This window comes from Leptospira johnsonii, assembly GCF_003112675.1.
GTDB lineage: Bacteria > Spirochaetota > Leptospiria > Leptospirales > Leptospiraceae > Leptospira_B > Leptospira_B johnsonii.
Genome location: NZ_BFAY01000011.1, coordinates 1,586,245 through 1,601,137 on the forward strand (window position 1 = coordinate 1,586,245; position 14,893 = coordinate 1,601,137).

Below are 14,893 nucleotides of genomic sequence, written 5' to 3' on the forward strand. Positions count from 1 at the left end.
TCTTTCCGCAGAAGAACCGGGAAATTCATTCTCTGAACCGAGGAAAACAGAGCAGTTCTATCGTCAAATTTCGAATCAAAGTCATATGAAATCTTTTAAAGTCATTCCACTCCTTCTATTTCTGGTCCTTACGTTATTCTCTTGTCGTAGCAAAAATTCCGCTAAAATTTCTCCACTTGCGGAAAACGGAGTCCTGGATCTGAGAGATTGGAACTTCACAGAAGATGGAATCGTAAAATTGGATGGTGAGTGGAAATTCCAATGGATGAAACTTGGGGTCTCCAGGCCAGATCTGGGTTTGAAAGATGCACAAACTCATATAGTTAATGTTCCGGGTAACTGGAACCAAATCCCTAAACTAGAAGGGATGAATCCTTTGATGGCTTTCGGTTACGGGACATATACTTTAAAAATTATTCCGGGCCAAAACCAAGGAAGGCTCATGATGCACTTCCAAGGTGCAGGAACTGCTGCTTCTATCTATGTGGATGGAAAGAAGATCATGGGAAATGGAGTGGTGGGTCCGGATGAAAACTCATCTCGTCCTCAGTATCTTCCTCTTTATGTTGCGATCGGACAACCTAACAAAGAGATCTTAATCCAAGTAGAGATCTCGAATTTTAATCATTATAAGGGAGGGCTTTGGGAATCTCTTAGATTGGGAACAGAAACGGACCTTCTGAATTTCAGAGACAATAGCTCTTTCAGCGAGATGTTCTTGTTCGGAAGTATTATCATCATGGCATTATATCATTTCGGTCTGTATTCTTTAAGAAGAAGGGACATGACCGGGTTGTTTTTCGGAGCATTCTGTGCGAGCATCTGTCTTAGGATCTTTGTAACAGGAGAAAGATTCCTGATCCAAAAATTCCCTCATTTGCCTTGGGAATTTTTTAATAAGCTGGAGTATATATCCTTTTACTTAGCTGTTCCTTTCTTCATCTATTATTTGGATGCATTGTATCCGCATTCATTCTCTGCAAAGTTAAGAAAGTTTTTTATAGGATTTAACCTAATAGTCTCCGCGATGGTGGTAGTCACTCCTGCGAGTATTTATACTCATACTTTGATCCCTTTTCAAGTATGTTTGATTTTCGTAATATTGTGGATCTTTGTTGTATTACTTCGTTTAGTAAGAAATGGAGCAGAAGGTTCCTTGATGGCGATCGGGGGAGTGATCGCTTTAACTGCTGCCGCGATCAACGATAGTTTATATTCTCAGGCCGTGATCAATACCGGATATTATCTTCCATTGGGATTATTCGTTTTTATATTCGTGCAGTCTTATCTGCTCTCTTTCCGGTTTTCCCAGGCATTCTTGTACATAGAACGTCTGTCCGACAACTTGTTAGAAGTGAACAAGGCCTACAGTAGATTTGTTCCTTTGGCATTTCTGAAATTTTTGAATAAGAGCGATATCACGGAGATCGGTTTGGGAGATCAGGTCCAAAGAGAAATGACTATCCTATTTTCTGATATCAGATCCTTTACCCAGCTTTCCGAAAAGATGACTCCTAAGGATAATTTCGATTTCTTGAATTCTTATATGAGAAAGATGGGACCTATTATCCGCAAGCACGGTGGCTTTATAGATAAGTATCTGGGCGATGGGATCATGGCACTCTTTCCTAGTCTTCCTGACCAGGCTTTGGATGCTGCGATGGAAATGCTCCGAGAACTGGAAAGCCTAAACCAATCCAGAGCGGATCGACATTATGAACCGATCCAAATCGGTATCGGACTTCATACGGGAACGTTGATGCTCGGAACAATCGGAGAAGAAGAAAGAATGGACGGGACAGTGATCTCGGACGCGGTTAATCTTGCTTCTCGTATCGAAGGATTGACAAAGGAGTTTCATGCGAATCTTCTACTTAGCGAAAGCACATACCGCAAGTTGAAGAATCGCAGAAAGTATTCCTTTAAAAAATTAGGCAAAGTGAAAGTGAAGGGAAAATCCAAGTCCAGCGAAGTATACGAGGTCTTGGGCTGATCTCACTTTTTAGGGAACTTCTGTTTATAAAAATCTAATGCTCTGAGGATCAGTTCTTTCGCTACCTCGGGGCCTTCCGGTTCTTCTACCCTGACTTCTTTTTTTTCTAATTGTTTATAAACAGAGAAAAAGTGGGTCAACTCCGCTCTAAAGGAATTTGGAAGCTGAGAGACATGTTCTATGCCGTCGAAACTTCTATCTCCCGAGGCGACGGCCAGGATCTTTTCGTCACCTTCTCCTCTATCTATCATTCTCATGACTCCGACCACTCTGGCAGGCACCAAACAAAGAGGTGGGACTTCTTCCGAACAAAGAACTAAAATATCCAAAGGATCCTTATCGTCACCCAGGGTTTGGGGAATAAAGCCGTAATGAGCTGGATAATGTGCGGAAGCGAAAAGCACCCGATCTAATTTGATAAGACCTGATTCCTTATCCACTTCGAACTTGGCCTTACTTCCGGAAGGAATTTCTACCAGTGCATGAACTTCATTAGGAGGATTTGGGCCGGGACTGGCCTCGTGCCAGGGATGTTGTATCATGCGGAGATCTTGGAACCGGATGGATGTATAGCAAGCATATTCCTACCATAATTTTGTAGGAATTCCAACAAGCCATCAGCAAAACGTTTTAAAACGAACGGTCCTTATATTTTCTATTTATGTAAGTATACTGTGTCTATTCGGAAAATATAATAAGACATATTTTTTAGGAGGAATAATGCGTTGGAACTAATTTTGGAATGGTTATAAAATTTTAGTTAACATAAATAACTTTTTGATTTATTATATTATCTTAAAATTCCGAATAATCCCTTCATTATTTTCGTCTTCCTATTTTAGGAAGAAATTTATTGATTTCTTTCTGGGATGTTCAAATGGACACGATGACGACACCTGATCAACAAAACCAACAAACGAATGAGTTCGGAAAATTCGCCTCTTTTAGGCCGGTATATTTACAGATCAAATCCAAAGACTCTTATCCTAATGACGAAAGGCCATATTTCAGTCCTGAAATGGAAAGGCTTTTGTTACTCGCTGGAGAATCTACGAATGGCGAAGGTTTAAACTCCGGTAAGATCCCCACATATCCTGCAACCACGGAGCTGGATTACAAGTTTGTGGAGGAGATCAGTGAACTGATTTCCAAAGGTTTATTATTAGTTGTTCCCAGGATCTATGCCAAAAAGAACACAGGGGAGTTGGACATAGTTCTTCATGTATTAGGAGCCAAATCTTCCAAAAAAGGAAGTCCGGAAACTGTGAGGGATATATTCTTCCAAATCACCCGAAAATCCGCAGGAACGATCCGAAATTTTGAGATCTCCTCCCAAAACGACAGAGAGATAGTTCTGAACGAAGTGTTGTATTCTTTGGCTGATGGAAATACTCCTCATTTTAAATACGCCTATACCGACAAAGCAAAAGAATTATTGGGGAAAATATATCATAAAAATCTAATACAAAAGGAATTGCTGGATGATTATTATAAACTGATCCATTCCTTTATTCAGGAAGAAGAGATCCTAACCAGAACTTCTACTTGCGGGTATTTACATGTTCCGGATCAGGACGTTGATACCTTATTCACCCAGGTATCTGAATTGTACGAAAAAAAGGTGATCCCTAAATTAGTAACTGAAAATCCCAAATTAGCGGAACAATTGATCTCAATTCGAGAAACTATTCTTTCCGATGAATCCGGCCTATTAAACAACGATCCTCTATTGATCCGAAAATCCATTTACTCGGAAGAATTTGCCAAGCTAACTCAGCTTTCCGGAAACAAAGGAGCCTACTCCGACTTCTTCCGTTTATCCAGAGTGATCTCTCAAAAGTCTTTGGAAAGTGATATGTTCCTGAAGGGAGCCAGAGAAAAGAGTGTGGAGAACGGACTCAAAAAAGTAGTGCTGAGCGGAAAGGGCGCCATGGCACGTTATATGTCTTTGTCAATCGGAAGGGACCTGCCGTTTGATTCTGAAGTTATTAAGTCTGTCCAATATGATTCCAGTTTATTGAGCTGTGTGTATTACGGCCCGGAAGGTCCTGAATTGTTCATCTGCCCTTGGGATAAGGTTTTAGTTAAAAATATGCTCAGGGAATTATCAGAAAAATTTGCGTTTAATAATATGACCAGCCTGAGCTTCCTCTTGATGTTATTTAAAAACAAGGACAAACTTCTTCCTTTGCTTTCGGACGAATCTGCTGCGGAAGATTTCCGGAACGTAGGTTATAATTGTCTTTCTCATACATTCCCTTGGTATAGAAGATTGACCTTCTTCTTGGGATTTAAGGGAAACATGCTAACGGACGTTTTCCGAGAGCTGGGAGATATACAGTACCGCCAAATGGGTGAAAAATTGAAATTCGAAGAGAAGATCAGCGCCATCAAACAAAAACTTAAAGAAGAATTGATCGTAGAAGTCCGGGAGCATATGGCCGGAATTCTGGAAGGCAAAACCTAAAAATCTCCATTCTAGGTCCTCGGTTTAAGATTTTGTTTTTTCTTTAAAAAATATGTTGACCGGTCTATTTTTATCTGATCTAAAGATCCTATGGGTCAGAAGGGAGAAATTGCTAAGGAAAAGATGGTCCGTGCAATGGCGGAACGTCTGGAAACCGGGGGATATGCGGGAACCGGCTTAAACGATATCGTAGTTGACGCAAAGGCCCCCAAAGGATCGATCTATTTCCATTTTCCTGGTGGAAAGCAGGAATTGGCCTCCTTAGCTCTCCTTGTATCCGGCAACGAATTGGCCAAAGAACTGAAGGCGGTTTTGGATTCTGCCAAATCAGTTCCTTCCGGGATCCAAAGGATATTTTCCGCCTTGGAATATAGGCTAGTATCTTCCGGTTTTTCCAAAGGTTGCCCGATCATGACCACTGCTTCCGAGACCGCTTCGGAGCCTTCTTTAGTCAACTCTACTTGTGCTGCGGTTTTCCAAGATTGGATCTCCATATTGGATTCGTTTTTCCGGAAGAACGGATTTGAGGAGAGTAAAGCCTCGGAACTCGCAGTGGGAATTCTTTCCTTATTGGAAGGAGCCATCCTGATTTCCAGGACAAGCCGAAATACGAATGCGATACGATCCGCTTCTAAAACGGCAAAACTTCTCGTTTCGGAGAAATAATTATGAAACTTAAAATCACATTTTTGGCGATTCTCGCCGTTTTACTTTTAGTATTCTGTACTGCATTAGGAATTCCTAAATTAGCAGTTTCAGAAGTACCCGAGTTGGAAAAATTATCCAAGGATCCAAGATTGGAAAATCCTTCCGGATTGACCAAACTCAAATTCACGATCTTTAAGACCGGGGAAAAGAAAGCGTCTTCCGCAGTGATATTCGAGGGCGGACCTTTATTTCATAGAAAACAGATCTATCATAGTGTCGTTTATGTGGAACATCCCAAAGGAACGTTTCTATTCGATTCGGGGCTTGGGACCCAGATCCAGGAACAATACAAAGACCATAGATTTTATGTAAAACCTATGGTTACGTATCAAAATCCGAATCCTTTGGTCTCCCAGTTAAAAACGAACGGGATCGACTCGGAAAAAATCGGGGACATCGTTCTTTCTCATCTGCATTGGGATCATGCGGGTGGGGTAGAAGATTTTCCTAAAGCGAGGATCTGGTCTACCGAAGCAGGCAGAAAACATCTGAAAGATTTCGGAGTGGAGAAGGGTTATTTGCCTAAGCAACTAGATTCAGAAAACATTATATGGAAGGATCTGGGTTTTTCTTCCAAACCTTATGAGAACTATTCCAAAAGTCTAGATTGGTTCGGGGATGGTTCTGTAGTATTTGTTCCAATGGAAGGTCATACTGCGGGAGATGTGGGAATGTTCTTGAACTTGCCTTCCGGAAAAAGATTCTTTTTTACCGGAGATATAACCTGGGCAAAAGAAGGATTCGAGATTCCATCTCATAGAACTAGACTTTTGAGATCTATCGTAGACAGGGATCAGGAGTTAGTAGGCAAAGAAATATACAGAGTACATTCTCTTCTAAAAGCTTATCCGAATCTGGAAGTTGTTCCCGCTCATGACGGAGAAGTAATAGATCGTTTGGGCTTATATCCTCATTGGATAGAATAAGCTTTTCAAACAAAATCGAATCTATTCTTTAACTTTGTAAGAATTGTATGAGTCGTCTCCGGGAAATACCTGGAGGCGATATCGATCACTCGGATCGTAAATCCGATCTTTAAGACCTTCTTCTTTTTTTCCATTCCTTCCAGAATACGTTTTGCTACCAGTTCTGCGGAGATGGAATTTTTACGAACAAATTCGAATTCTAAGGTCCTTTTTTCTATTTTCCAGAATTTCGCGTTTTTGATCAGTCCTGTATCGATCGCCGGAGGATAAACGATCATCACATGCAGATTTTTATCTCCTTCTTCTGTCCATAAACAATTTGTAAAACCTCTCATTGCCGCCTTGGAAGAAGAATACGCGATCTTATTCGGAAAACCGATCAATCCGAAATCGCTGCAAACATTGATCACAGAAGGAGAATCCGATTTTTGTAATATTGGGAGAGCGTATTTAGTAAAATAAACCGTTCCCATGAAATTTATATCCATTACCTTTTTGAAATCTGTTAGATCCAATTGGGAGAATGGAGCGGCAATGTAGATTCCAGCATTATTGACCAATACATCGATTCTTCCATGTTGTTTTTCCACGCTTCGGATCGTTTTTTCCACTTGAGAAGGATAAGAAACGTCTGCGATATGGGTGCTGATAAAGTTTTTGGGGGTTCTGACCTTCTCCTTTACTTTGGAAAGTCCTTTGGAATTGATATCTACCAAAGCGAGATCATAATCTCTTTTGGAGAGTTGGATCGCTAATGCTTCTCCTAAGCCTCCTCCTGCCCCGGTGATGATCGCAGTTTTTCTGGTAGTTCTCATATATTATAATTTAAGAATGTATTTGCCTGTGTTTTAGTGCGGGTATTTTTTTACGGACCTTCTGCACTTCTTCCAGGTCTATTTCCGTTAATAGCAATTTTTCCCCTTCTCCTGCATCTCCGAGAATGTTTCCCCAAGGATCCACGACTATAGAATGTCCGTAAGTCTCTCTTCCATTTAGATGAGTTCCGGTTTGGGCCGGTGCGAATATGAAACATTGGTTTTCGATAGCCCTTGCTCTCAATAGAATTTCCCAATGAGCCTGTCCGGTGATCTTAGTAAACGCGGAAGGAACAAAAATTATTTCTGCATCCTTCTTTACGATCTCTCGAAACAATTCCGGAAAGCGCAGATCGTAACAGATCACCGAGGAAATATTTCCAAGTTCCGGGCTTTTGTATGTTTCCGGAATGGTCTGGCCGGATTCCACAGTTCTGGATTCTCTGTATTCTATCCCGTCACCGGGATCGGTATCGAATAAATGGATCTTATGATATTCGAATTTTTCTTTTCCATCCGGTCCGAAGATGATAGAAGTATTGAAAACTTTTCCGTTCGGAGCGGGGTTTGGAAATCCACCGGCAAGAATTGTTATATTCAGTTTTTTTGAAATATCAGAAAGAAGATTTACGGTTTTATTTCTGATCTCTTCTGCTCTTTCTAACTTCTCCTTTTCAGATCCTAAAAAAGGAAAATTTTCAGGAAGACCGACGAGCTTTGCACCTTCGGAAGCTGCCTCACGGATGAAGTTCTCGCATTTTTGCAGATTCAGATCCACATCGGATCCGCTGTTTAATTGGACCAGTCCTAAAAGAAAACGGTGCATAGGCTCAGTATTCCAGATCCTCCGACAAAATGCAAAATGATATTCGTTACATTCTGCTTGTCTAAGCTCCTTCCCCGCAAAATTTAGTAGAAGTTATGGCATTCGCCCTGAAAGAATTCAAATCCATCCAAACCTTTTACTCCGAAAAAAAACATAAGGAGAATGTTTGGGCCCTCGTTTATTTGCTCTTGAGATATTTAAGCAGCGGAGAAGGGGCCATCCAAGCAGTCCAGACTTCCTGGTTACAAGGCCTTCCGGAGAATTTGTCGGAACAAGACAAGAAAGAAGCTTCTGAAAAAGTTTTAGAACTTGCGGACCTTCTTCTGGAAGCATTGAGGTCTTGGAGAGATTTAGCGGATGAAGAAGGGTCCGAATCCGTAATGGAAGATGTGTTGGAGCTCGGACAAGCGGTTTTAATAGAAAGCAAAGAAATGGGAGAATTTTCCCAACTTGTCCGAGAAGAATCCTTGGATGTTATCTCCGATCTTTGTTTGGTCTGCGGGGTAGAGATTCCGAAAGCAGGTTATAAAAAAATAGATCTTTCTGCTTTTGACGATTCCGATATTGCGGAAGAAGTCGAAGAATGGATCATCGCACTTTCTTCTTTCGAAAAAGCAGAAGAGGCTTCCGACTTGGAAGATGGTTTTTTAGTTCTTTTTGTAAAGGTTTTCTTGTTTTATATTTTCTTTAAGTAGAAGGTTCGCAGGAATGTTGGTTCCGGCGGATTCTAATTTCTACTCTTATAGATTTGTAAAAATATCTTTTACCGCAGTGACAACATCTTCGATGTCCCCGTCGGTCATTCCAGCAAATAGAGGAAGAGAAAGAGTTCTCTTATACATCGCGTCCGCGTTCGGATAATTTTTTCTTTCGTATCCGAATCTTTGGTAGAAAGGATGCTCGTATAGGGGAATAAAATGAAGACTGGAGCCTATATTTCGTTTTTGTAATTCAGAGCAAAGAATGTCTCGATTGATCTTTCCTGGAACAGTATCCACTTCTACTCTAAATAGATGCCAAGAATGTTCTCCGTCTATCGCAGGTAGAGGAAGATGTAAAAAAGGCAAATCTGCAAATTCGGAGCGGTAAATTTCGGCGATTTGGATCCTTCTTCTCCAAAGATCCTCCGCTTCTGCAAGCTGCACAAGACCTAAAGCCGCAGCGATATCACTCATATTGTATTTGAATCCTGGAGAAACCACTTCGTAGTACCAGCCCGGACGTCCGTAAGTTTCTCTGTTGATCCCATGAAGTCTCATCAACTTCATTCTTTCTGCGAAGTGAGCATGACGAGTGGTGACCATTCCACCTTCTCCGGTGGTGATCCCTTTAGTAGCATAAAAACTGAATACGGTAAAATCCCCATGGGTTCCGATCCTTTCTCCCTTATGAACCGCAGGGAAGGCATGTGCAGAATCTTCAATTACATAAAGATGATATTCTTTTGCGAGTGAATTGATTGAATCCATATCGCAGACTGCGCCCGCAAGATGTACTGGCATCACTGCACGCACTGTCTTTCCGGTCTTTTTATGGACCAGATTCCCTTTAGAAAACACACATTCTCTTTCAATGGTTTCTCTTAAGGTAGCCTCGGTCATTAGATTGTAGATTGGATCCACGTCGGTCAGGATTGGCTCGGCGCCGAAATAGCAGACTGTCTCTGCGGTTGCGGTAAATGTTACTGTAGGAACAAGTACTGCGTCCTCGGAACAGAGTCCTATGGATTCTAAGGCGAGATGAAGCCCGGCGGTCGCGGAATTCATGGCCAGGGCAAATTCTGCCCCTGTGTATTTAGCAAATTCTTCTTCGAATTCTTTTACTTTTGGTCCTGAGGTGATCCAGCCGGAGCGAAGTACCGCCGCTACTTCTTCGATTGCTTTTTCGGAAATCGAGGGGAGTGCGAAAGGTAAAAACGTTTTTCTTGCTGTGATCATGAGACAAAATCCTCCGGCGCTTCTTTTAGGATCGGAAGATTTTCAGAAAAGATAAGGGGAAAACCTTCGGAATCTTTTTCCGAATTGAAATCCGACGGGGTTTTACTTACCCTGCTCCCGTGGGCGTGACCTTCTCAGAAGTTTTGGAAAGAATCCGGATTTTAGACCGGGATGTCTCCGAATTGAACCGTCTGAAAAGCAGACTTCCCGCTGATAGGCCTTATTCTTCTTCCCTTCAAATCTCTTTCGACAAACAGATCAATAATCTTCTGAACGAAAGGATACGCCTTTTGGATCTGGAGATTTCAGATCCACCTCGTTGGCTTTTAGGAGACACGGACGCTTACGATTCCGGGCAAAGAACCGCTTCTGCGTTTTTGGAACCTGCGGATCTTTCGTCCAAAAAATTACAAGATCAAGATGTTATTAATCTGATTAGAGAGTTACCTAAGACAGAGATCCATCTTCATCTAGAAGCCTGTGTTAATAAGGACACCATGAAAAAACTCATGGCCAAAAATGGGATCCAACTCAGCGACGAAGAGTTCGAAGCTAAGTTTAATTTTAAAGATCTAAACGGTTTTATCCAAGTATTCTTCTTTATCCAAAGTTTGGTGAAAGAGCCTGCTGACCTTTATTATTTTGTGGGAAGCCTAGCGGAGTACATGAGGGCAAATAGGATCCTGTACACCGAAGTATTCTTTGCTCCTTCTAAGTTTATCCAAAACGGTTTGGACTTCGACGAAATGGTGAGCCAACTCGTGGAAGGTATTAGAGAAGAAAAGGAAAAGGACGGCATAGAGATCCGACTTCTTGTAGACGTTTCCAGATCTTTCGGTCCTGAAAATGCGATGAACAACCTGAACAGGGTACTGAAACTCAAACATAAGGAAGTGATCGGTATCGGTTTGGGTGGAGCGGAACTCATGGGGCCTGCCAGAGATTACGCAGAAGTATTCAAAAAAGCTAAAGAAGCAGGACTCAGAACGGTTGCTCACTCCGGAGAGGACGACGGTCCTTGGGCGATTTGGGAAGCTGTGGAACTTTGTAAAGCGGAGCGTATCGGTCACGGAACTTCTGCCATCCAAGATCCTGAGTTGGTGAATTATTTAAGAGAGAACAAGATCCCGATAGAGGTTTGTGTTACGTCTAACGTGTTTACCGGAAAATATGTGCGTAAAGAACAGAATCACCCTGTTCGCTATTATTACGACCAAGGTCTTCCACTTTGTATCAATACCGACGACCCTGAAATATTTAACGTCAATCTGACTTATGAATATTTTAAACTTTGGAGATTTTTGGATTTCTCTTTGGATGAGATCGTAGATCTGATCCGACAAGGCGTATACGCCACATTCCATCCTCAAAAAGAGACACTTTGGAAAGATATGGAAGTTCAGATCAAAAAAGTAAAAGAGAAATACGGTCTTTTGGAACCTAGCGTCCGATAGATTCTTTACTTGTTCGTTTAAATCGACTTATACTGATTTTAATCGGTCAAAATCCTTCTTGCAATCGTCATGATTCTTTGATTAAAATTCCCTTCCGGAGTTTATGATGAAGTTGAAAATTTTCTTAGGCGTTATTCTTGCCTTAATCGTTTCAGGGATCGGCTATTTTTATTATTTGGGTGCGTTCGACACGATCCAAGTAAAGGAAGAAACATTAGGACCATTCTATGTTCTGTCGCATGAAAGAGTGGGGAATTACAGGAATGTAGGGGAAACTTTCGAAGCTATTCAAAAGGAATTTCCGGAGAAGGGATTTAAAAATTATAAACTTTTCGGGATCTATAAGGATAACCCGAATACTGTTCCGGAAGAAAAATTGAGATGCGAAGTTGGAGCATTGTTTTCGGAACCTGTCACTGAAATTCCTTCTGGATTATCGATTCCTTTAAAATACAGGATCATCGAAAAGAAACGATATCTAACGGTCGATTTCCCATTGAAAAGTTTTGTTTCTATCTTTCTCGGGATTTTTAAAGTTTATCCGGAGCTGACAAAAGTTTGTATCGAAAGAGGTTGCGTCATGGGCGGAAAAGAGTCGATTGAGATTTACGAGCCGATCGTCGAGAAGAAGATGAAATATATGTTCTCTTTGGATTGAGACTGGAACGATTCGTACAATGGAATTTTACTCTCAATTCAAAGATCTCCTAAAAGTATCGGTCCCGATAGATCGTAAAAAATTCTTTATATCGGGAGTAATCCTTTTCTTCATCAAATACGGAATCGACAGATCATTATCCTATTTTGTTTTTAATAGAGAATGGTGGGCGATCGATTATATAAAAAATCCGACGGCCTTGTTCACTTTAGATCCTTCATCGGAGGATTTCGCCTTTTATATCACCTTGATTGCGTTCTCGCTTCCATTTTTATATTTGGGAACAGTTCTTTGTTTGAAGAGGTTGAGGAGCGTAGGTCTGAGTCCTTTCTGGGTATTTTTATTTTTTGTACCCGTTTTGAACTTTCTAATGTTCTTTCTTTTGTCCTTACTTCCAGAAGATCTTTATCGTCCTTCCCAAAGCTTAGGCAATGGATCTTCTGACGGGTTTATCCCAAAATCCAAATTGATCGTTTCCATTTGGTCGATATTGATCACTGCGAGTATAACTCTTTTATTCAGTCTTTTTTCCACGGATATATTAAAGACTTACGGAGCTAGTTTGTTCATTGGCGGACCATTTATCATTGGATTCACTTCCGTCGCTTTATATTCCCGAACGGAATTTGTCAGTTTTAAACAAGCATTATTAGTCTCCGCAAGTTCTATTTCCCTCGCTGGTTTTTTGACATTTATAGTCGCTATGGAAGGAGTCATCTGTCTTATAATGGCAGCGCCACTCGCTTATTTTTTGGGATTTTTAGGTGGGGGAATCGCTTATCTTCTGCAGGCAAAGTCCAAGCTTATATCTTCCGTTTTACCATTTTTGTTTTTGATCTTACCTTCGATAGCCTATCTAGAAGCCACATTGGATAAGGAATCCGATTGGTATATGGTGGAAACCAGCTTGAAAATTTCTGCATCCAAAGAAAAGGTCTGGAAAGGTCTATTCGAATTTTCTGATATACCCGAACCAAAAGAACTTATCTTTAATGCAGGGGTCTCGTATCCGGTTCGTGCCAGGGTAGAAGGAAAGGGAATTGGCGCAATTCGATACTGCGAGTTTAATAACGGAGTGTTTGTAGAGGCCATTACCAAATGGGAGGAAAATTCCTCCTTGGCGTTTGATGTGGTCCGTCAGCCGGATGCAATGAAAGAGTTGAGTCCTTATAAAAATATCAGACCTACTCATCTAAGCGGATACTTCGCTTCTAAAAAAGGAAGTTTCCAACTCGTCTCTTTAGGAAAGAATGAGACACTTTTGATAGGAAGAACTTGGTTCCAAAATAAATTCGGTCCCACTACTTATTGGAATGTTTGGATCCATTGGATCTTGCATAAAATACATTATAGGGTCTTGGACCATATCCGGAACTCTGTCGAAGCCCCTTCGTAAAACGATCCGAATTCGATGGTTTCGAATTTTATAACTTTAAATAAATAAGTATTTCCAACATCTGAAAATCCCGATGAAATAGTCGCCTATGAGCGTTTTCAAGACCTGGTTCGAATATTGTCGGATCCCTGAAAGGATCTGGAAAAGACTATTATCGATCGGAGTAGAAGATGCCCCCGGAGCCAGATATATAGTCGCTACCAATGCAGTCGTATTGATAACGGCTCTATTCACAGTAGTATATTATATTATCTTTACTAGTTTCGGATTGATGTTCCCGATCTGGTTATATCTGCTTTGGACGGTAAATATATTCGGATATGCGTTCGTTCTATTTTTGAATTTTATACATTCTCATAAGGCAGCGAGACTGCTACTTGCATTCGTAGGGACAATGCAACTTTTGATGATCTCAAGGATCTTGCCCCAGGAGGCAGGATTGGATCTATACATTCTTGCAAGTTTTGCATTTCCTTTTTATATCTTTCCTCCGGAAGAGAAGAAATACATCTATATGATGGAAACCGCACTTGCACTTTTGTTCGTTTCCGTGCATATTATACCATATTTTTTCGATCCTATACTTAGTTTGGATCCTAAATACGGAAGTTACTTCTATTTTACTAGTTTGATCCTGGTAGTCGCATGGTTTTCCTTCATAGGAAAAGAATTGGCACAGGCTGCCTGGGAAGCGGATCGTTCCCTCAAGGAAGAAAAGGCAAAAACAGAATTACTCTTACTGAATATACTTCCCAGAGAAACCGCAGAAGAACTTAAAAAGACTGGGAGTTCCGAACCCAGGCTGATCACTCAAGCCACAGTCCTATTTACGGACTTTTATGGGTTCACTTCCATTGCGGAAAAACTCACGCCTAACGATCTTGTAAAAGAATTGGATTTTTGTTTTAGACATTTCGACTCGGTGACCGAAACACATAGATTAGAAAAATTGAAAACGATCGGAGACGCGTATATGTGTGTGGCCGGAGTTCCATCTTATAGATCGTCTCACGCAGTCGATAGCCTACTCGCTGCATTAGAAATGTTAGAACGTTTGGAAGAATTATCTAAACTAAAAAAAGGTCCCAATTGGAAGACAAGGATCGGGATCCACTCCGGTCCCTTGGTCGCAGGTGTAATAGGTGCGCGAAAATTTTCCTACGACGTATGGGGAGACACGGTCAATCTTGCGAGCCGAATGGAATCCAATAGCGAACCCGGCAAAGTGAACGTTACCCAATCTATCGTGGACTTGACCGACGAATATTTCCAATTCAAGTCCCGAGGAAAACTCCCAGTGAAGAACAAAGAAAAAACAGCGATGTATTTTCTATTAGGATTAAAACCGGAATTCAGAGATCGAAAAAATCCTCGAAACCCAAACGGAAAATTTTGGGAAGAATACGGCAAACGATTCGGAAGAAGAGAGCCAATAATTTCTTATTAAAAATATTTTGGCCGCGCCTCTCGCTTTGCTCGGGCCGGGCTCTCACCTCCGGTCAAAAAACAGCCTTCGCGATTTTTTGACCACGGCTCGATCCCTCGCGGGTAACGGAGAGGGCAGTCCTAGCGCAAGCGAATTTGCGATGTAGGAGCTCCAACAAAGTTGCAAAATTCGTTTGCCAGAATTATAAATTTCTGATATGCGAATGGCAGCTCTCCCACAAGCCACTCCCCCCGATCCCAATGCAGGGTGGGGGCGAGCTTCGATTT

General features: G+C 41.4%; 13 protein-coding genes. 9 read left to right on the forward strand and 4 right to left on the reverse strand.

Going from position 1 to position 14,893, the window contains the following annotated elements:
* Positions 1-85: 85 nt before the first annotated feature.
* Positions 86-1,993 (forward strand): adenylate/guanylate cyclase domain-containing protein, encoded by a 1,908-nt coding sequence (locus tag LPTSP_RS16305; protein WP_108929706.1) that lies wholly within the window; start codon positions 86-88, stop codon positions 1,991-1,993.
* Positions 1,994-1,995: 2 nt separating this feature from the next.
* Here the strand turns inward: LPTSP_RS16305 and LPTSP_RS16310 are convergent, their stop codons facing one another.
* Positions 1,996-2,532, reverse strand: a complete 537-nt coding sequence (locus LPTSP_RS16310; RefSeq protein WP_174704494.1) for an inorganic diphosphatase — start codon at positions 2,530-2,532, stop codon at positions 1,996-1,998.
* Positions 2,533-2,870: 338 nt separating this feature from the next.
* Between LPTSP_RS16310 and LPTSP_RS16315 the strand changes: the two genes are divergently transcribed.
* The 3 genes from LPTSP_RS16315 to LPTSP_RS16325 all read left to right on the forward strand — a co-directional run bounded on the left by LPTSP_RS16315 (position 2,871) and on the right by LPTSP_RS16325 (position 6,094).
* Positions 2,871-4,460 (forward strand): exonuclease, encoded by a 1,590-nt coding sequence (locus tag LPTSP_RS16315; protein WP_174704473.1) that lies wholly within the window; start codon positions 2,871-2,873, stop codon positions 4,458-4,460.
* A 90-nt stretch (positions 4,461-4,550) separates the two neighbouring features.
* Positions 4,551-5,126 (forward strand): TetR/AcrR family transcriptional regulator, encoded by a 576-nt coding sequence (locus LPTSP_RS16320; protein WP_108929709.1) that lies wholly within the window; start codon positions 4,551-4,553, stop codon positions 5,124-5,126.
* A 2-nt stretch (positions 5,127-5,128) separates the two neighbouring features.
* A complete protein-coding gene (locus LPTSP_RS16325) occupies positions 5,129-6,094 on the forward strand; it encodes an MBL fold metallo-hydrolase (protein WP_108929710.1) in 966 nt (321 codons plus the stop codon).
* 5 nt (positions 6,095-6,099) lie between these two features.
* Here LPTSP_RS16325 and LPTSP_RS16330 read toward each other — a convergent pair whose 3' ends face one another.
* Positions 6,100-6,909 (reverse strand): SDR family NAD(P)-dependent oxidoreductase, encoded by an 810-nt coding sequence (locus LPTSP_RS16330; RefSeq protein WP_108929711.1) that lies wholly within the window; start codon positions 6,907-6,909, stop codon positions 6,100-6,102.
* Positions 6,910-6,919: 10 nt separating this feature from the next.
* Positions 6,920-7,735, reverse strand: a complete 816-nt coding sequence (locus LPTSP_RS16335) for a carbon-nitrogen hydrolase family protein (protein ID WP_108929712.1) — start codon at positions 7,733-7,735, stop codon at positions 6,920-6,922.
* 95 nt (positions 7,736-7,830) lie between these two features.
* Here LPTSP_RS16335 and LPTSP_RS16340 point away from each other — a divergent pair, with 95 nt between their 5' ends.
* On the forward strand, positions 7,831-8,430 hold the full coding sequence (locus LPTSP_RS16340; RefSeq protein ID WP_108929713.1) for a hypothetical protein: 600 nt from the start codon (positions 7,831-7,833) through the stop codon (positions 8,428-8,430).
* Positions 8,431-8,475: 45 nt separating this feature from the next.
* Here the strand turns inward: LPTSP_RS16340 and LPTSP_RS16345 are convergent, their stop codons facing one another.
* Positions 8,476-9,672: a DegT/DnrJ/EryC1/StrS family aminotransferase gene (locus tag LPTSP_RS16345; RefSeq protein WP_108929714.1), complete on the reverse strand. Its 1,197-nt coding sequence runs from the start codon at positions 9,670-9,672 to the stop codon at positions 8,476-8,478.
* A gap of 119 nt (positions 9,673-9,791) precedes the next feature.
* Between LPTSP_RS16345 and add the strand changes: the two genes are divergently transcribed.
* The 4 genes from add (at position 9,792) to LPTSP_RS16365 (ending at position 14,627) form a co-directional block, all read left to right on the forward strand.
* Entirely contained in the window at positions 9,792-11,126 is a 1,335-nt protein-coding gene (add, locus tag LPTSP_RS16350) for an adenosine deaminase (protein ID WP_108929715.1), read from the forward strand.
* Positions 11,127-11,238: 112 nt separating this feature from the next.
* Positions 11,239-11,784 (forward strand): GyrI-like domain-containing protein, encoded by a 546-nt coding sequence (locus LPTSP_RS16355; protein ID WP_167396466.1) that lies wholly within the window; start codon positions 11,239-11,241, stop codon positions 11,782-11,784.
* A gap of 19 nt (positions 11,785-11,803) precedes the next feature.
* Complete coding sequence (locus LPTSP_RS16360) at positions 11,804-13,180, forward strand: SRPBCC family protein (protein WP_108929717.1); 1,377 nt, start codon at positions 11,804-11,806, stop codon at positions 13,178-13,180.
* Positions 13,181-13,268: 88 nt separating this feature from the next.
* Positions 13,269-14,627 (forward strand): adenylate/guanylate cyclase domain-containing protein, encoded by a 1,359-nt coding sequence (locus tag LPTSP_RS16365; RefSeq protein WP_108929718.1) that lies wholly within the window; start codon positions 13,269-13,271, stop codon positions 14,625-14,627.
* Positions 14,628-14,893: the final 266 nt, after the last annotated feature.

Bases quoted from the DNA above. Each gene is read 5' to 3' on its own strand.
- LPTSP_RS16345 (WP_108929714.1), bottom strand. From the start codon at position 9,672: ATGATCACAGCAAGAAAAACGTTTTTACCTTTCGCACTCCCCTCGATT.
- LPTSP_RS16360 (WP_108929717.1), top strand. From the start codon at position 11,804: ATGGAATTTTACTCTCAATTCAAAGATCTCCTAAAAGTATCGGTCCCG.
- LPTSP_RS16305 (WP_108929706.1), top strand. From the start codon at position 86: ATGAAATCTTTTAAAGTCATTCCACTCCTTCTATTTCTGGTCCTTACG.
- LPTSP_RS16330 (WP_108929711.1), bottom strand. From the start codon at position 6,909: ATGAGAACTACCAGAAAAACTGCGATCATCACCGGGGCAGGAGGAGGC.
- LPTSP_RS16320 (WP_108929709.1), top strand. From the start codon at position 4,551: ATGGGTCAGAAGGGAGAAATTGCTAAGGAAAAGATGGTCCGTGCAATG.
- LPTSP_RS16335 (WP_108929712.1), bottom strand. From the start codon at position 7,735: ATGCACCGTTTTCTTTTAGGACTGGTCCAATTAAACAGCGGATCCGAT.
- LPTSP_RS16365 (WP_108929718.1), top strand. From the start codon at position 13,269: ATGAGCGTTTTCAAGACCTGGTTCGAATATTGTCGGATCCCTGAAAGG.
- LPTSP_RS16315 (WP_174704473.1), top strand. From the start codon at position 2,871: ATGGACACGATGACGACACCTGATCAACAAAACCAACAAACGAATGAG.
- LPTSP_RS16325 (WP_108929710.1), top strand. From the start codon at position 5,129: ATGAAACTTAAAATCACATTTTTGGCGATTCTCGCCGTTTTACTTTTA.
- LPTSP_RS16340 (WP_108929713.1), top strand. From the start codon at position 7,831: ATGGCATTCGCCCTGAAAGAATTCAAATCCATCCAAACCTTTTACTCC.